Origin of the sequence: Natrialba sp. PRR66 (assembly GCF_034808065.1) — an archaeon.
GTDB classification, from domain to species: Archaea; Halobacteriota; Halobacteria; order Halobacteriales; family Natrialbaceae; genus Natrialba; species Natrialba aegyptia.
Map to the genome: position 1 here is coordinate 827,243 of NZ_JAXHGN010000001.1, position 15,058 is coordinate 842,300.

A 15,058-nucleotide genomic window follows, 5' to 3' on the forward strand; every position below is an offset into this window, starting at 1 on the left:
GACGTGGCACGCCGGTACCGCCGACGAACTTAACGGCCTGAATCGGTTACAACGTTGTCCGGGTGCGACTATGACAGACGACCACGACAGCGAGACCGCAACCGAGACCGAGATCGGCGATCACCTGCGCGAGGCGCTTCGCCACCTCGATGCGGCCCAGGAGGGCGACCTTCGGAAGACGAACGCCGTCGCGCTCGAAGAGGTCTCGCGGACGATCACGTCGGTGTTGCGAGAGTACGAACAGGACGGCCACCCCGACCGTTCCGATGACGGCGGCGAGTAACTGCACCGTCTGATCAGTGACAACAATCGGTACGGCGAAGCGCGAACATCAACACGTCTTTGAGCGCGCTCGCGCGTTATCCGGTAAGTTCACGATGACGGGGGAAGACACAGCAGGGGGGAACGCGGGCGCGGACGACATCGAGTACGGTATCGACGACCAGCCGCCGCTCGGCGAGTCGGCCGTGCTCGGCGTCCAGCACTATCTGACGATGGTCGGCGCGAACATCGCCGTGCCGCTGCTTCTGGCGGATGCAATGGGGATGCCGGATCCACTGTGGCCGCAGTTCATCGGGACCTTCTTCGTCGTCTCGGGGATCGCGACGCTCGCCCAGACGACGTTCGGCAACCGGTATCCGATCGTCCAGGGCGCACCGTTCTCGATGCTCGCGCCCGCGCTCGCCATCATCGGTGTCGTCACCGCTGGCGGGGCGGGCGGGGACTGGCAGGCCGCACTGGTGCAGTTACAGGGGGCGATCATCCTCGCCGCGGTCGTCCAGGTCGCGATGGGGTACTTCGGCCTGGTCGGGAAACTCCAGCGGTACCTCTCGCCGGTCGCCATCGCGCCCACCATCGCCCTGATCGGGCTGGCGCTGTTCGACGCCGGCCAGATCACGTCGCCGGAGCAGAGTTGGTGGCTCCTCGGACTCACGCTCGGGCTCATCCTGCTGTTCTCGCAGTACCTCGATCTCAAACACCGGGCGTTCAGACTGTATCCGGTCATCCTGGCAATCGGCATCTCCTGGATCGTCGCCGCGGCGCTGTCGGCGGCGGGTGCCCTCGGTAGCGGCCACCCCGGATACGTCCCGCTTGGCGATGTTACTACCACCTCGCTCGTCCTGCCGATCCGGCCGTTCCAGTGGGGCACCCCGGAGGTCACGACCGCGTTCGTCGTCGGCATGTTCGCCGGCGTGCTCGCTTCGATCGTCGAAAGCATCGGCGACTACTACGCCGTCGCGAACCTGACCGGTGCCGCCGCCCCCAGCGAAAAGCGAATCAACCACGGCATCGGTATGGAAGGTCTGATGAACGTCTTCTCGGGCATCATGGGCACCGGCGGCTCGACCTCCTACTCCGAGAACATCGGCGCGATCGGACTCACCGGCGTCGCCTCGCGCTACGTCGTCCAGCTCGGGGCTGTCATCATGCTGCTCGTCGGCTTCATCGGCTACTTCGGCCAGCTCATCGCGACCATTCCCGACCCCATCATCGGCGGCCTCTTCATCGCCATGTTCGCCCAGATCGTCGCCGTCGGCATCGGGAACCTCAAACACGTCGACCTCGACTCCTCGCGCAACGTCTTCATCGTCGGCTTCGCCCTCTTCGTCGGCCTCGCGATTCCATCGTACATGGGCAACTTCGATAGCACGCTCGCCTTCCGCGAGGCCGTCGGCCTCGCCGGCGCGATCGACCCGCTGCTCGGCGCTGACGCCATCGCCGGCACCGTCCTCGTCCCCGTCATCGAGGGGGCGGCCATCGCCGTCGTCGATACGATCTACATTATCGGCTCGACCGGCATGGCCATCGGCGGCCTCGCCGCGCTCGTCCTCGACAACACGATTCCGGGGACCCGTACCGAGCGCGGCCTCGCTGAACTCGATCGGCTGACCGAGGACGAAACCGAGTTCAACACGTTCTGGGACCGCTGGATCGGCGGCACTGAGTCGCAGGCCGAAGGCTGACGCTGTTCTCGCGTGTAGCGGCTTCTGCTCGTCTCCGTGTCGACCTGTGCGTTCGACCCGGTCCCGTCCCGTCGTTTCGACGGGCGGGAAATGATGGTGGTGGTGGTGGCGGCGAGACTGGTATTGACGAGGCCGGTATTGGTACGGAGGCCACGGCCGGTCGTGATCATCGCCGTCCGGGCGGAGACCGTCTCTCGGCACGGACTCGGCTCGCGCCGAGTGCTGTGCAGTGATCACCACATGGTAGTAACGATTCTACATGTTCTCGATTCGTGAGACAACTTCTAATCCATATATACTGTGTCGTAGTCTGGAGTATCATGACAGATGACATATTTGGGGTGAATGAGGATAATCGTGACCGTGGTATCGCGCTCTTGAATCGACGGACGGCCGTACTCGGTGCTGCGGGGATCGCAAGCGGCGGGTTGTTCGGCTACCGAACGTTCTTTGCCACGGACGAGCCAGCGTTCGCGTTCAGTGACCTGCAACTCACCGGTGAGGGAATCACGATTGCCACCGTCGACGGCAACGTTGCGTCCGTGGCTATCGACGGCAGCCAGACCGAAATCGCGTTCGAATACATCAATTTTCAGGAGAGCCAGGTCGGGGACGGCGTCGACGAGTTCGACGTTACCCTCGGGCTCGCCTCCGCAGACCTCGGCGCGAGCGAAGAGACGATTTTCGAAACCACGATCGATGCTGGTGCCCTCCCGAGCGACGAGATCGTCTCCTCGTTAGACGGCGATTTGGGCGTCTCCAGCATCCTGATCGACGACCACAGCCAGATCGAACTCGGGGACTTCGAGCCCGCCGACGGCGTCGGCGAGTCGGCGACGACGACGTTGGAGTTCACGTTAGCGGTCGCCGCGACCAGCTATGACACCGTTTCCAGCGAGGCCACCGTGCAACTCGATGTCACGGTGACGACCATCGACGAGGACGACATCGAAATCGCGGTTGGGGGGCACATCGTCCTCGGCGGTGAAGCCGAGAACGCCCCGCAGACGACCGACTGAGCCGCCATCACAGGATAGCGAACCAGCGTTCGAAATAGAATGACCGACAACACGCCGCTGACGGAGTACGACATCTCTCGCCGAGCGGCGCTTCTCGGGCTGCTCGGGATCGGCGCGACCGGGAGCGTTGGACTCGGGTACGTGCTGCACAGCCGCGGGAGCGAGGACGACCCTGCCGTTACCGTCGACGCGACCGTCTCTCCTGCCGACGTCGTCGCCACCACGCACGGAGGCGACAGCGAGCCGATACGCATTCCCGGTGAGACGATCGAGCTGCGGATCGCCTACGAGCGGTTCAATCGCGTCGCACGAAACGAAAGCGAGTTCGACGTTACGATCGGCGTGAGACCGACGTTCGCCGACGAGCGCGAGCCGCTGGCCTCGGGCACGATCAACGTCGGCGCGACGCCCAGCGGCGTCATCTCCCGAACCCTTCGTTCGGACGGGTTCGACCGGAGCGGGATCGATCTCGCCGACCATTCAGCGGTTTCCGCGGACTACGCGGAGTTCGCGCCGACCGAGCGGTACGAGCGAGCAGAAACGACCGTCGAGATCGCGGTGACGGTCGAATCACAGACGTACGGAACGGTTGCCACGGCGACCGACACGATCACCGTGATCGTCTCGCGGGACGCCGGCTTTACCGTCGCCGCCGAGACGCTTTCCGAGCAGTTCGTCGTCGACGGTGACGCCGGCGGGATCGACGCGATGTACTTCGCGGGCGGCGAGTTGCCGATCACGATCACGTACGACGACGGTGCTAACATCGAGACCGGCACGGAAATCTCCGTCTCGCTCCTCGTCCGACCCGAGTTCGCTTCCGACTTCGAACCGATCGCCGCGGGAACGATCGCCATCGAACCGACGCCGTCCAGATCCGCGACGGGACACATTCACGACGGACCGATGGCACTCGCGGAACACACTGCGATCTCGTCGTCGTATGCGGCGTTTGAACCGACCGGGAACGCCCAGGCGGTCACCGCCCTCGACGTGATCGTTCGCGCTGAACTCGACGACCGGCGAGCCGAGACGACACAGCACTTCGTCGTCGTTGTGACGCCGACGCGAAAGATCGTGCAAACACCCGACAAGCCGTCGGCTCCGTCAGACCCGTCAGACCCGGACTCCCCGTCAAAGCCGCCCGCCACCCGCGGCGTGTCCGCCGGTGGAACGATCGCACTCGACGGGGCAGCAACGACCGAACCGGAGTAACGCGACATGAACTCGACCGACCGACAACCGACCGTGACCGAATCGCTCTCGCGCCGAACGGCGATGGCCGGATTCCTGGGGACGGCCCTCGGATCCGCGTTCGGATACGATCAGTTTCTCCGCGTCGAGGAACCGACGTTCGCCGCTTCGCTCGAGTTCAACGCTGCGGACGTGACGATCGAGACGAACTGCGGCATCGTCACCGAGGCCGTCGTCGCCGAGGAATCGACGATCACCGTCGACTACGCCAACGTTCCCGATAGCGTCCTCACCGACGGGTACCAGTTCCAGTTCACGCTCGAGGCCAATCCACACGTCGATGGCCGGGCCGAACGCGCGTTCGCCGGCTGGAGCGAGCCAAACGACCATGCGCCGGCCGATCTCGGTGCCGTCCTCGACGGAATGGACGGAGACGGGTCCGCGAGCGATCCGTACGTCATCACGACCGATCACGAACTCCAGGCGATCGCTGCAGCCCTTGACGCGCATTACGAACTCGGCAATAACATCAATGCGACGCAGACGGGAGCCTGGAACGATGGAAGCGGATTCGATCCGCTCACCGATACCGACGCGGACGAGGCGTTCGAGGGGACGCTTACGGGCAACGGCCACCGAATCTGCGGGCTCACGATCGACGGGGACGACGACGGCGTCGGCTTGATCGGCGTCAACGCGGGCACCGTCGACCGCGTCGGCCTCGTACACGGCGACGTTCAGGGTCCCAACGCCGTCGGCGCCATCGCCGGGCTAAACATCGGGACGATCGACCGCTCGTACGCGCTCGATTGTGCCGTCCAGGGCACCGAACTCGTCGGCGGACTCGTCGGGGCGAACGTGCGGGAAGAAGGCGAAACCGAACAGGGCCACATCGATCGCTCGTACGCGGAATGTTCCGTCACCGGCGACCGATTCACCGGCGGGTTCGTCGGCCTGAACGTCGCCGATACCCGCGACGCCTACGCACGGGGCACCATCGACGGCGACGCCGTCGTCGGCGGGTTCGCGGGAGCGAACGCACTCGGCGAAGGCGAAGACGCGGGGCTGATCGGCTCGCTGCTCGAACTCGTTATCGGCGTCCTCGACGGATTATTGTCGCTCGTCGGCCTCGGCGGAGACGACATCGAGGAAACCGGGGTCATCAGCGATGCCTACGCCACCGTCGCCGTCCCGAACCACGACAACGCAGCCGGCTTCGTCGCCGTTAACGAGACCGACCGGACGTGTCTCCTGTTTCTGTGCATCGGCGGCGATCCCGGCGATCTCGAACGAACCTACTGGGATACGGACGCCTCCGGAACGGCCGTCGGTCTCATCGAAGCGAACGGCGACGAAGACCTCGATGGACTGTCGACGAGCGAACTGCAAGGCGCTGCGGCGAGCGCAAATACGGCCCTCGACTTCACGGACACCTGGACGACCGTCACGGACCCCGACGACTACCCGCACCTTCTCGATACCCCCATCCCCCACGACGGCGGCACCACCCCCTCCGGCGGGAGCACGACGTTCGAACCGCTTGTCGACGCCCACACCGTTCCCGCGACCGACCTCCTGGACCCCGCCGACCTCCCACACGGGACGCTCACACCGTCGTTCACCGCCCTGAACATCGACACCGTTTCGCTGTCCTCTCACTCAGCTATCGACCCCGATTTCACCCACCTCGAACCCACCGCCGACGCCGCACGGATCGACACCACGATCGAGTTCACACTCACCGTCGAACTCGGCACTGCGACCGAGACGATAGCGACGGCGACCGCGGGACCGGCGACGGCCACGCTCACCGTCGACGTCGACTAACAGACCAATGAAACGCGAACTGCTCATCGCCGGCGGCGGATTCGTGCTCATCTGCGGACTGCTGTACGGGCTCTCGCTGGTCGTTGCGATTCACCACGTCCCGACGGGCAGCATGGAGCCGACGATCGAGCGGGATTCCCGGATCGTGGTCTCTGAGTGGGGATCGCACGAGGACCTCGAGAGCGGCGAGATAATCGTCTTTCACGCGGACGGCAACGAATCGGACCGACTCGTGGTGCATCGGGCCGTGTCGTACGTTTCGGAAGGAGACGATTGGGTCGCTGCGCTCGAGGGGAACACGACCGGCTCACTCACCTGTGCCGAAGCGGTCCACTGCCCCGCCCCGAACGAGGGCTACATCACGAAAGGAGATTCCAACCCGTCGTACGACCAAGAAACCGGCCTCTCGCGCCCGGTCGAGCCGCAGTGGATCACGGGCACGTACTGGCGGTAGGCGACCGCTTCTGATTGCAGCGCCAGGATTACAGTGCGTTCGAGCCAGTGTGTCGTCCGAGCGCTCCCTGTTTCGTTTGCTCCTTACCGCCGTGCACTGAACTCGATCTACGGAGTTCAGTGCAACGGTCGGGTTCGCGAGGTGTTCGAGAGCACCGCCTCGCGTTACAACAGCGTCGAGCCGCGAGTTCGGTTCGGATTCCGCGCCGCGGTTTCGAATGGTGGTGGTGCAGTGGTCGTGATGGCTGTGAGCGATGTCCCATCACACGCTGCGTGGAATCCGATGTCCCGCCGCGACCCGCTCCGTTCGGCAGACCCGTTGGATGGGTCTGTCCGCGAACGCTGTCCGCGGCTGTTAGGACTCGTCGGCTCGGTCGGAACGCTCGGGTCGCTCAAAACGCTCGGGACAATCAGCCCGATCCCCCTGCGCTACGTCGTCGGGAACCGGCGGCGCAACGCGACACCCACACGGCCCCGCAACCGCGTCCGTCGGCCCGATCACCGTCGTTCGGGTGATCGGCTCCCCGCACCGCGGGCACGTTCTGAACTCGTGGTCGGTCTCGCGATCGGGATTTTCGTGTGCGTCACCGGGGTGTTCGTGCGTCTCGCCCGGATTCTTGTGCGCGTCGTCGTTTTCGTTCGGTTCGGTATCCGACTCATTGTCGTCACGCAGCCCCATTGTCACACCCCGAAATTCCGGCGAATTCGACGGATAGCGACGATGCTACGCGGACAGTTCGACTCATCAATCGTGCGGGATGTTTATATCCCGTGAGAATGTACGCAAACATGGCTTGTGAACCCCGGGAGGGTTTGGAAGCCACGTCTCGGGTGTATCAGCACCCGGGGCACTTTCGTACCCGGCGTCGTGGCTTCCGTTCTAATTGTTAACTGGTAGTGACTTATATCTACCGTTGGCTATCGGGAAGGAGTACTGAAATCACTCTCCAGCCACGAAATAGAACGCAACCGCAATCCCGATCCCCGTTCCAAGAGCAGGAATAATCTCTTCTTGCCACGGGTCTCCGACTGCAAAAACTCCGGTTGCTAACCCTACCGTAGTTCCGATGAGAAATCCAATGATCGCCTTTCGATATGGTGACTGCCAACGCGTGGTCATACTGACGAATACTTGTTATGGGTCTTGTTTAGACGAGGTAAGTCAGCCAGATTCCTTGCGCTGGTAACGCTACGAATCAGGCGTTCAGTAAGCCTACGTATGTGTCGGTGGGTCGCTCAGTCAGACTGCATCGCGTTCGGTTCTGATATGCTCAACGTACGTCTCCACGACGTTCTGGATGATCACTTCTCCTGCCTCGGTGGTTGCCTTCGTTGGATCACCAAGGACGCCGTTTTCGGTAATGGATTTGAACCCTTCACTTAGCAGACGCGCTGGCGAGATTTCGCCTTCGGGCCCGAGCTCGACGTTCTCCGTCCTGACGAGACCCTCGTCGATGGCCAGCACCATCGCCGTCTCGGCGGCCCCAGCGTGGATCACGTCCTGTTCGTACTCGATGCCGGCTTCGCCAAGCCCCTCGTTCAGCAATTGCATGTGTTCGTCAAGATCGGCAAGTGCAATCACCGTGGCTTCGAGTTCGCGGGCAATGTCGGGAGCCACGGTCTTGACCGGCCCGAAGTTACCGCCGTGGGTCGGGACGAGGACGATGTACTCGAAGCCATGTTCGTCGAGGGATCGGCAGTACGATCGGATCACGTCCATCAGCGTCTCGGGTGGAACAGTGATCGTGCCGGGGAACTCCATGTGATGGCCCGAGCATCCGGGGCGAATCGTGGGGGCGGCGAGGGCATCGCCCAGCTCTATCGAAATTCGGCGTGAAAGCTCGTCTCCATCTAGAGTATCCATATTCAACGGCAAATGTGGGCCGTGTTGTTCAATCGAACCGACAGCCACGATTGCTGTCCGTGTTCCGTTTTCGAGGGCGGATTCAACCTCTGGCCATACCATCTCCTCAAGGCATACTGTTTTGCGAGAAGACATGCATTTGCATCTATCTTGTCGGAACAAAGAACCTTGTGATGATATATCACCGATCCACACGGAAACTGCTAACCACAGCCTCTATACCGGCCGAAGTCAGGAAGCAAGTTCGACATTTCTTACAGCCGCTTTCAGCACGAGTTCACGGAATTGCCCGAACCACGTCCGTGCCCGGAACGTGTCGCTGTACCGCTGCTTGAGTGCGAAAAACACTGCCTCAACGTTTGAACGTTGGTGATAGGTGTCGTCGTCTTGGCGGGTGTTGTGCGCCATATTTAACGAGGAGAACTCTCGGTGTTTGGTCACTGGTCGAACGTCTGAACCCCGAAGCTCTTTGCGGAGATTGTCCCAGTCATACCTTTGTCAGCGGTAACGGTCTGTAGCCGGTTGAGGTTCCGGGTGAGTACCTGCCATCCAACGGGTGTCATGTGGCTGCTTCATCGAACAGTGAATATCCAACACGGTGCTGGTATCACAGTCACCCAACGCTGTCGTTTTTACCGATCTGAACGTGTAGTTAGTCCGATTTGTGTAATGGCAACTGGCCGAATGGCGGTCAAAGCCAGTAGCATTGATAGCCTGTACGCCACCGGTTTCGTGGAGGTCTGCGGAGAGTCGAAGGAGGGTTCAACAGCGTCTAAACAAGGCCGATAGTTTGTAACCTGCACACCCATAGGGAACTGGTTCGCAGTCGATAGGTGAAATAGTGTGATGATCATAGCATTCGTCAGCAAACCAGACGTGCACGATCCCTGATACCACCCCTCAATACCGCTTATTGCTCGACCTCCGAAACGTCGGAGCCATGACACCGGCGATCCCCCAACTCACCGCGTTTCTCGACCAGGCCGGCACCGACGGCTACCTGATCGACGCCGACGGGAACGACAGCCACCAGTACTACCTCTCCGGCTACCACATGCTCGACGAGTTCGTCACGCTCTACGCCGACGAGCGCGTCACCCTCCTCCTGCCAGGCCCCGAATGTAGCCAGGCCGAACGCGACAGCAACGGCGACGAAATCCGCTCCCGCGCCGAGTTCAGGAACGCGGCTGCACTCGAGGACATGGACCCGCGAAAAGCCAGAAAACGCGTGACCGTGGACTTCCTCCACGCCGCCGGTATCGACTCGGTGTCGGTCCCCGTCTCGTTCCCGGTCGGCACCGCCGATCTGTTGCGCGAGCACGGCATCGAAGTCGTGCCGGAGTACGAGTATGTCCTCGACGAGATCCGCGCCGTCAAGCGCGACCGCGAGATCGACCACATCAGGGAGACACAGCGAGCGGCCGAAGACGGGATGGCCGCCGCCGAAGACCTGCTCGAACGCGCAACCGTCGCGGACGGCGTGTTACACCTCGACGGCGATCCCCTTACGAGCGAGCGGGTGCGCGAGCACATCGAACGCGCGGTCCTAAACCGAGGCTGCGGGCTGGATCAGTGCATCGTCGCGTCCGGACCCGCGGGGGCCCGCGCCCACGATCCCGGCACCGGACCGCTGCAAGCGAACGTCCCGATCATCATCGATATCTTCCCCCGACACAAGCGGACGCGGTACTTCGGGGACATGACCCGCACCGTCGTGAAGGGCACCCCCAGCGATCGCACCCGGGAGTGGTACGCCCTCGTTTCCGAGGCCTCCGAGGCAGCACTGGACACCATCCGGGCGGGCGTCACCGGCGAGACCGTCCACGCCGCCGTCTGCGACGTGTTCGAGTCAGCGGGCTACCCCACGGGTCGCACGGCGGACAACCCTGACAGCGGCTTCCCCCACGCGACCGGCCATGGCGTCGGCCTCGACGTTCACGAAGCGCCGTATCTCGCACAGCACGCCGGAGAACTCGAGGCCGGCCACGTCGTCACGGTCGAACCCGGACTGTACGAACAGGGAACCGGCGGCGTCCGCCTCGAAGATCTCGTCGTCGTCACCGACGATGGGCACGAGAACATGACCGACTATCCGAGAGACCTTCGCGTCGTCTAACGTGTACCCTGACGCTATTTTCTACGCGGCGTTCGATAGTGTCCAGAAGAAACCAGGCTTCTCAATTATACATGGTCAATTGCTCTTCGCAAGTTCTTCTCTGGGGGTTAGCTCCCAGTATACTGGATGAGATAGTACATCGCAACCCCGAAAACAAGACCGCCGACGATCCCCTGGCTAATTGCGTTCGTCCAGTTACCATCAGCGAATACCGTTTCAAAGACACCTGCTACGACTATCCAGGTGATGATCATGGTGAGGATATACAGTAGCGGGTTGTCCAGGTCGATACTGCGTATTTTGTTCATGCCTCACGCTCCATACTCGGCAGTAAATGTTTTTCCGACCTTCATCGAAAAAGTCACACATATTTTTGAATAACACCTGAATTTGTGTGCGCTATTACACAGTGTCGACACTGAATATCCCATATCACCAACAACAATCGAACTGTCCACCGGAAAGCCGTGAGCGATCACGAACGGCCGCCAAAGAACTCCTCGAGAGAGGACGGCTGTTTCGATAAAAGTGATCGGTCCTGTCGGTAGTCGCTCAGGCCCGCGTACCGACCATCTCCGTGGTGGTCCGGCGACTCTTGGCCCACGAGCCGATCGCGCCACCCAGCACACCGGGGATGGCGTAGAACGCGAGCATGAGCAAGCCCAGGACGACCATGCTGAACATCGGGACGACGCCCGCAAACAGGAGCGTCGTAAACGCTGCGATGACTAACAGGATGAGCGATCCGAAGACGGTCGCGATACCGCCGTGGAGCGCACCGGTGCCTATTCTTCCACCGACGAGGTAGCCGGCGGTGAGGCCGCCGAGGATGCCGATGGTTCCCCAGTGTAAGACCGCGACCGAGGCATCAGATCCCGCGTAGATCATCCCGCTGATGAACCCGAGCACGAGGGTCACGACGAATCCAGTTATGACTGCTGACCAATTAATTCTCATAGTCAATTATTAGTATGCTGTCACGGGATATAAGCTTCACTTCACAAGAAATGGAGAGTGCTGTTGCCGTGAGTAGACAGGTAATTGCGGCGCGAGGCGAGCGAACGGAATATATCTAAAAACAGAGATGTACTCTTTACATAATCCCAACAACACTAATTGTCGTTGGCGGCCTACTACGCTTCGGGGGAGAATCACGGTAATGGTATCCAGTAAATACGCCTCCAAAAATGGAGGGGCCGGCCGGCAGAACAGATCGAATCACGGCGGGTACGAGCCATGAGTTTCCTGGAAGTCCTCCCGTTAGCCATCGTGATGATCGCGGGCCCGCAGATACTCTCCCCGATCTTCCTCGCCACGAGCGACCAGTGGCGGGCGAACTCGACGGCCTACGTTCTCGGCGCGTCCCTCTCTATCAGTCTCGTCGTCGGTATCGCGTACCTCTTCGGGAACAGTTTCGGTGCTAGCGGCGGTCTGTTAGGAGCGAGCGCAAAGCAACTGCTCTATGTTCTCGTCCTCGTTTTTCTTCTTTACGCGGCCGTGGATACCTACCGGAAACGGGACGTGTCGAAGCCGCCGGCGTGGATGGGAAAACTGACCAACGCGACGCCACAACTCTCGTTGAAACTGGGTTTTCTCCTCCTCGGCGTCTTTCCGACCGATATCGTCACCTCGGTTAGCGTCGGAACCTACCTCGCGGCAAACGGCGATCCGGTCACGGATGCGACCGGGTTCGTCCTGCTCACGCTGTTTCTCTTGGCGGTTCCATCGCTCAGCGTGTTCCTTCTCGGAGAGCGAGCAGAAGCTGCGCTCCCGCAGGTCCGCAACTGGATGAACGAGAACTCGTGGGTTATCTCCGAAGCGGTGATTCTGCTCTTCGTCGTCCTGACGCTCCAGAACCTCTTCGGATAGGCCTCGCAGTGGTCACAGATCGACCGACGACCACGGCGCAATCGTCACGCCGACCACCCCCGATTTGCGAAGAGAATCGCATGATGTGATGGAGCCGCAACCCGTTTCCTGTTGGGATCATATTTCGACCACCCTTGACAGACCACCAATACCAGCGAAAGTTCCCCCACTATCGCCTCTACAGTCGAATTAGTATTAGTTGAGAATCGAGTCGTCTGCGAGTGGGCGCTACGGGCTCCGGTTCGACTGTCGAACGAATCGACCTCTGAGGCGTGGGGCGGCCGGATTCGAGCAGCTGAGAATAGCACCAGTTGACAGTTTCCCGAAAGACATGTGGCTCGATGTAAGAGATACCGCGCACAGTTCCCACTGGACTGGTCGAGTTGTATCTAATCCCGTCTCTACATCGAGGTGACATGCCTTTCACAGAGACGATAGTCGGGCCCCTTTATCCGATAGCAGCGCTCTGGAATCGGCAGGACAACCACGCCAGTTAAGCGCGTTGAAAGCGACGACAGATATTGACCGCCAGTGAAGACCCAATACTACACAGCGACGAGCATCGATGGGTATCTCGCAGATGAGGATAGCTCCCTCGACTGGCTCTTTCAGTTCGGAGAGATTGAGGAGATCGAGGGCGTGGACGACGATTACTCCCAATTCATAGACCAGGTTGGTGCCTTGGCCATGGGCTCAACGACCTACGAGTGGATCGTTGAGCACGAAAACCTACTGGAGCATCCGGAAAAGTGGTCGTACGAGGCTCCAGCATGGGTGTTCAGCACCCGGGAACTACCGGCGGTCGAGGGTGCTGACATTCACTTCGTGCAGGGGGATGTTGCGCCCGTCCATTCAGATATGGTGACGGCCGCAGATGGCAAGAACGTCTGGCTTGTCGGTGGTGGTGACCTTGTGGGACAATTCCATGATCAAGGTCTACTAGATGAAATTATTCTCAGCGTTGCTCCCGTCACGCTCGCGTCGGGCGCACCGCTACTGCCACGTCGGATTACCGACCCGCCCCTGAAACTAGTTAACGTGGAAAAACAGGGGGACGTTTTTGCGGTTCTAACCTACGAGGTGCAACAGTCCACTGAAAGCTAACTGATACAACTCCGCTTTCTCTTACTGATGACGAACGAAGGCAAGATGTCTGCGTTTGACTGTACGCCAATCTCGGTGGAAATCACTCACTCGTACGATTATCGAACGAAAGCAAAATCAGGCCCGTTCGACCGATAGTAGCCACGCTGTATGGCGATTCTATCCGACCAAATGTATGGGCGCTGCAGGCTCCGGTTCGACTGTCGAACGAATCGACCTTTCAGGCGTGAGGCGTCCGAATTCGACCGTCTCAAAACTGTTGTTTCAAACAGGGAGTTGATACTTCTACTTACCTGTGCAAGATACAGGACGTGTAGATATCGTTGGGTTTCCTCCAATCAACCGCCGAAAACGGATCACTCCCGACCCGGTCGTCCTCGCAACTTCAGCGTTTCAGGAGCAGGTTGGTTCAATAGAGTCGAACGTCTAGAGTACATGAGATGGAGACGCTACGTTTCGATCATGTGGGTGTTGTCGTCGATGACCTCGACGCCGTGGCCGCGTTCTTCCTCGACCTCGGATTCGAGCGCGAGGGCGGGGCGTCGGTCGAGGGCGAGACGGTCGATAAGATCAACGGACTCGACGGTGTCCGGGCAGAGGTGGTAATGGTGCGAGCGCCGGACGGCAGTGGCAAACTCGAACTCGTCAAGTACCACGCGCCGATCGACGATGAGGGCGCACACCACTTTCCTGCGAACCGGATGGGCTTCCGGCACATCGCCATTGAGGTCAATGGCCTCGATACGATCGTTGATAGACTACGAGGCAAAGGCTTTGACACAGTCGGCGAGGTTCGTGATTACGAGGACATCTACCGGCTCTGCTATGTCCGCGGTCCGGAGGGTCTGATCGTCGAACTCACCGAACGGCTTGACTCCTCCTAACCGAACCGGCCTGTCCACCGGACACGTGCGAGGATGGGAAGAGTGAGTCCCTGTGTTAACTAAGCACTCCGACCTAACAGCGGTTTCAGCAGGAAAGGTATCGACCGGATAGGATTTCAACAGAGCCGGCAAAGTGTACCTCTCAAAGTGTATCCGTTTGGGGAATCAGTGCGTTAGATACAGCGCACACATTCAGCAACGTACTCGCATATTGATGCACGCTCGGGGAGCCCTACTTCGTATCTTCTGACCCTCGGTCGTACAGCAAACGTACAGGAGTTGTTTCTTATTTTGACGAAGATGGTAAGCTATGGCTCCATTTCAGAAGGACAACCCTCTGCATACGTATCTCGAAACTCGTGAATCAGTTGTCCCGTGTTGGCGTACCATTCGTTGAGCATCCGTTGGAACTCATCTGCAATCTTGTCAGGATCGGTGGGTCGGTAGACATGGTGATACCCCCCCTTGGGACAGCTCTCTTGCTCTTTCGTAGCAACCCCCGCTTCCTGAAGACGTTTGACCGAACGGTATGCTGTCGTCCGTTCGCGGTCAATGACTTCCGCGATCTGATCCACAGTCATCGACTCGGGACACTTCACTAACAGTCTAAAGACGCCTCTGTCAAGCTCATTCAGTCCGAGCATACATTCGAGAAGCCCCTCGCATTCCCGCTCGTCTTGGAGTTGTTTGAGGACCGCGTCTGCCATTGTTGTCGGTGCTTGGTGCTACTGCCAGATAAAGATTGTACATCCACTGCAAATATC

At 60.4% G+C, this 15,058-nt stretch carries 15 protein-coding genes and 1 pseudogene; 10 read left to right on the forward strand and 6 right to left on the reverse strand.

From position 1 onward, the window contains the following. Positions 1–70: 70 nt before the first annotated feature. From SM755_RS03885 to SM755_RS03910, 6 genes are all read left to right on the forward strand, one after another. Entirely contained in the window at positions 71–283 is a 213-nt protein-coding gene (locus tag SM755_RS03885) for a hypothetical protein (RefSeq protein WP_323171522.1), read from the forward strand. Between the two features lie 94 nt (positions 284–377). After that, entirely contained in the window at positions 378–1,964 is a 1,587-nt protein-coding gene (locus tag SM755_RS03890) for a solute carrier family 23 protein (RefSeq protein ID WP_323171523.1), read from the forward strand. Between the two features lie 320 nt (positions 1,965–2,284). Continuing rightward, positions 2,285–2,983, forward strand: a complete 699-nt coding sequence (locus SM755_RS03895) for a hypothetical protein (protein WP_323171524.1) — start codon at positions 2,285–2,287, stop codon at positions 2,981–2,983. Positions 2,984–3,022: 39 nt separating this feature from the next. Beyond that, complete coding sequence (locus SM755_RS03900) at positions 3,023–4,198, forward strand: hypothetical protein (protein ID WP_323171525.1); 1,176 nt, start codon at positions 3,023–3,025, stop codon at positions 4,196–4,198. 6 nt (positions 4,199–4,204) lie between these two features. Next, positions 4,205–6,004 carry a hypothetical protein gene (locus SM755_RS03905; protein ID WP_323171526.1) on the forward strand — a complete coding sequence of 600 codons (1,800 nt, stop codon included), beginning with the start codon at positions 4,205–4,207 and terminating at the stop codon, positions 6,002–6,004. Positions 6,005–6,011: 7 nt separating this feature from the next. Further along, on the forward strand, positions 6,012–6,458 hold the full coding sequence (locus tag SM755_RS03910; RefSeq protein WP_323171527.1) for a S26 family signal peptidase: 447 nt from the start codon (positions 6,012–6,014) through the stop codon (positions 6,456–6,458). 354 nt (positions 6,459–6,812) lie between these two features. Here SM755_RS03910 and SM755_RS03915 read toward each other — a convergent pair whose 3' ends face one another. From SM755_RS03915 to SM755_RS03925, 3 genes and pseudogenes are all read right to left on the reverse strand, one after another. Beyond that, positions 6,813–7,136 (reverse strand): hypothetical protein, encoded by a 324-nt coding sequence (locus tag SM755_RS03915; RefSeq protein ID WP_323171528.1) that lies wholly within the window; start codon positions 7,134–7,136, stop codon positions 6,813–6,815. Between the two features lie 561 nt (positions 7,137–7,697). After that, complete coding sequence (locus SM755_RS03920; protein WP_049903106.1) at positions 7,698–8,456, reverse strand: creatininase family protein; 759 nt, start codon at positions 8,454–8,456, stop codon at positions 7,698–7,700. 96 nt (positions 8,457–8,552) lie between these two features. Next, positions 8,553–9,080, reverse strand: a pseudogene (locus tag SM755_RS03925) (transposase); the annotation flags it as partial. Between the two features lie 181 nt (positions 9,081–9,261). On the opposite strand from SM755_RS03925, the gene SM755_RS03930 reads away from it, so the two are divergent. Beyond that, a complete protein-coding gene (locus SM755_RS03930) occupies positions 9,262–10,437 on the forward strand; it encodes a Xaa-Pro peptidase family protein (RefSeq protein WP_323171529.1) in 1,176 nt (391 codons plus the stop codon). 107 nt (positions 10,438–10,544) lie between these two features. Here the strand turns inward: SM755_RS03930 and SM755_RS03935 are convergent, their stop codons facing one another. Both SM755_RS03935 and SM755_RS03940 read right to left on the reverse strand, forming a co-directional pair. After that, complete coding sequence (locus SM755_RS03935) at positions 10,545–10,745, reverse strand: hypothetical protein (protein WP_323171530.1); 201 nt, start codon at positions 10,743–10,745, stop codon at positions 10,545–10,547. Between the two features lie 244 nt (positions 10,746–10,989). After that, the gene (locus SM755_RS03940; protein WP_049915811.1) at positions 10,990–11,394 is read right to left on the reverse strand and encodes a DUF5518 domain-containing protein; all 405 of its coding nucleotides are present in this window, start codon (positions 11,392–11,394) and stop codon (positions 10,990–10,992) included. A gap of 279 nt (positions 11,395–11,673) precedes the next feature. On the opposite strand from SM755_RS03940, the gene SM755_RS03945 reads away from it, so the two are divergent. The 3 genes from SM755_RS03945 (at position 11,674) to SM755_RS03955 (ending at position 14,294) form a co-directional block, all read left to right on the forward strand. Next, the gene (locus SM755_RS03945; RefSeq protein ID WP_323171531.1) at positions 11,674–12,306 is read left to right on the forward strand and encodes a GAP family protein; all 633 of its coding nucleotides are present in this window, start codon (positions 11,674–11,676) and stop codon (positions 12,304–12,306) included. A 531-nt stretch (positions 12,307–12,837) separates the two neighbouring features. Beyond that, complete coding sequence (locus SM755_RS03950) at positions 12,838–13,410, forward strand: dihydrofolate reductase family protein (RefSeq protein ID WP_323171532.1); 573 nt, start codon at positions 12,838–12,840, stop codon at positions 13,408–13,410. A 440-nt stretch (positions 13,411–13,850) separates the two neighbouring features. Next, a complete protein-coding gene (locus tag SM755_RS03955; protein ID WP_323171533.1) occupies positions 13,851–14,294 on the forward strand; it encodes a VOC family protein in 444 nt (147 codons plus the stop codon). Positions 14,295–14,602: 308 nt separating this feature from the next. Here the strand turns inward: SM755_RS03955 and SM755_RS03960 are convergent, their stop codons facing one another. Further along, entirely contained in the window at positions 14,603–15,001 is a 399-nt protein-coding gene (locus tag SM755_RS03960; protein WP_323171534.1) for a helix-turn-helix domain-containing protein, read from the reverse strand. Between the last annotated feature and the right edge of the window lie 57 nt (positions 15,002–15,058).

What these genes read in the sequence shown, in the direction of transcription:
- SM755_RS03885 (WP_323171522.1), top strand. Translation starts at nt 71, where the DNA reads ATGACAGACGACCACGACAGCGAGACCGCAACCGAGACCGAGATCGGC.
- SM755_RS03890 (WP_323171523.1), top strand. Translation starts at nt 378, where the DNA reads ATGACGGGGGAAGACACAGCAGGGGGGAACGCGGGCGCGGACGACATC.
- SM755_RS03895 (WP_323171524.1), top strand. Translation starts at nt 2,285, where the DNA reads ATGACAGATGACATATTTGGGGTGAATGAGGATAATCGTGACCGTGGT.
- SM755_RS03900 (WP_323171525.1), top strand. Translation starts at nt 3,023, where the DNA reads ATGACCGACAACACGCCGCTGACGGAGTACGACATCTCTCGCCGAGCG.
- SM755_RS03905 (WP_323171526.1), top strand. Translation starts at nt 4,205, where the DNA reads ATGAACTCGACCGACCGACAACCGACCGTGACCGAATCGCTCTCGCGC.
- SM755_RS03910 (WP_323171527.1), top strand. Translation starts at nt 6,012, where the DNA reads ATGAAACGCGAACTGCTCATCGCCGGCGGCGGATTCGTGCTCATCTGC.
- SM755_RS03915 (WP_323171528.1), bottom strand. Translation starts at nt 7,136, where the DNA reads ATGGGGCTGCGTGACGACAATGAGTCGGATACCGAACCGAACGAAAAC.
- SM755_RS03920 (WP_049903106.1), bottom strand. Translation starts at nt 8,456, where the DNA reads ATGTCTTCTCGCAAAACAGTATGCCTTGAGGAGATGGTATGGCCAGAG.
- SM755_RS03930 (WP_323171529.1), top strand. Translation starts at nt 9,262, where the DNA reads ATGACACCGGCGATCCCCCAACTCACCGCGTTTCTCGACCAGGCCGGC.
- SM755_RS03935 (WP_323171530.1), bottom strand. Translation starts at nt 10,745, where the DNA reads ATGAACAAAATACGCAGTATCGACCTGGACAACCCGCTACTGTATATC.
- SM755_RS03940 (WP_049915811.1), bottom strand. Translation starts at nt 11,394, where the DNA reads ATGAGAATTAATTGGTCAGCAGTCATAACTGGATTCGTCGTGACCCTC.
- SM755_RS03945 (WP_323171531.1), top strand. Translation starts at nt 11,674, where the DNA reads ATGAGTTTCCTGGAAGTCCTCCCGTTAGCCATCGTGATGATCGCGGGC.
- SM755_RS03955 (WP_323171533.1), top strand. Translation starts at nt 13,851, where the DNA reads ATGGAGACGCTACGTTTCGATCATGTGGGTGTTGTCGTCGATGACCTC.
- SM755_RS03960 (WP_323171534.1), bottom strand. Translation starts at nt 15,001, where the DNA reads ATGGCAGACGCGGTCCTCAAACAACTCCAAGACGAGCGGGAATGCGAG.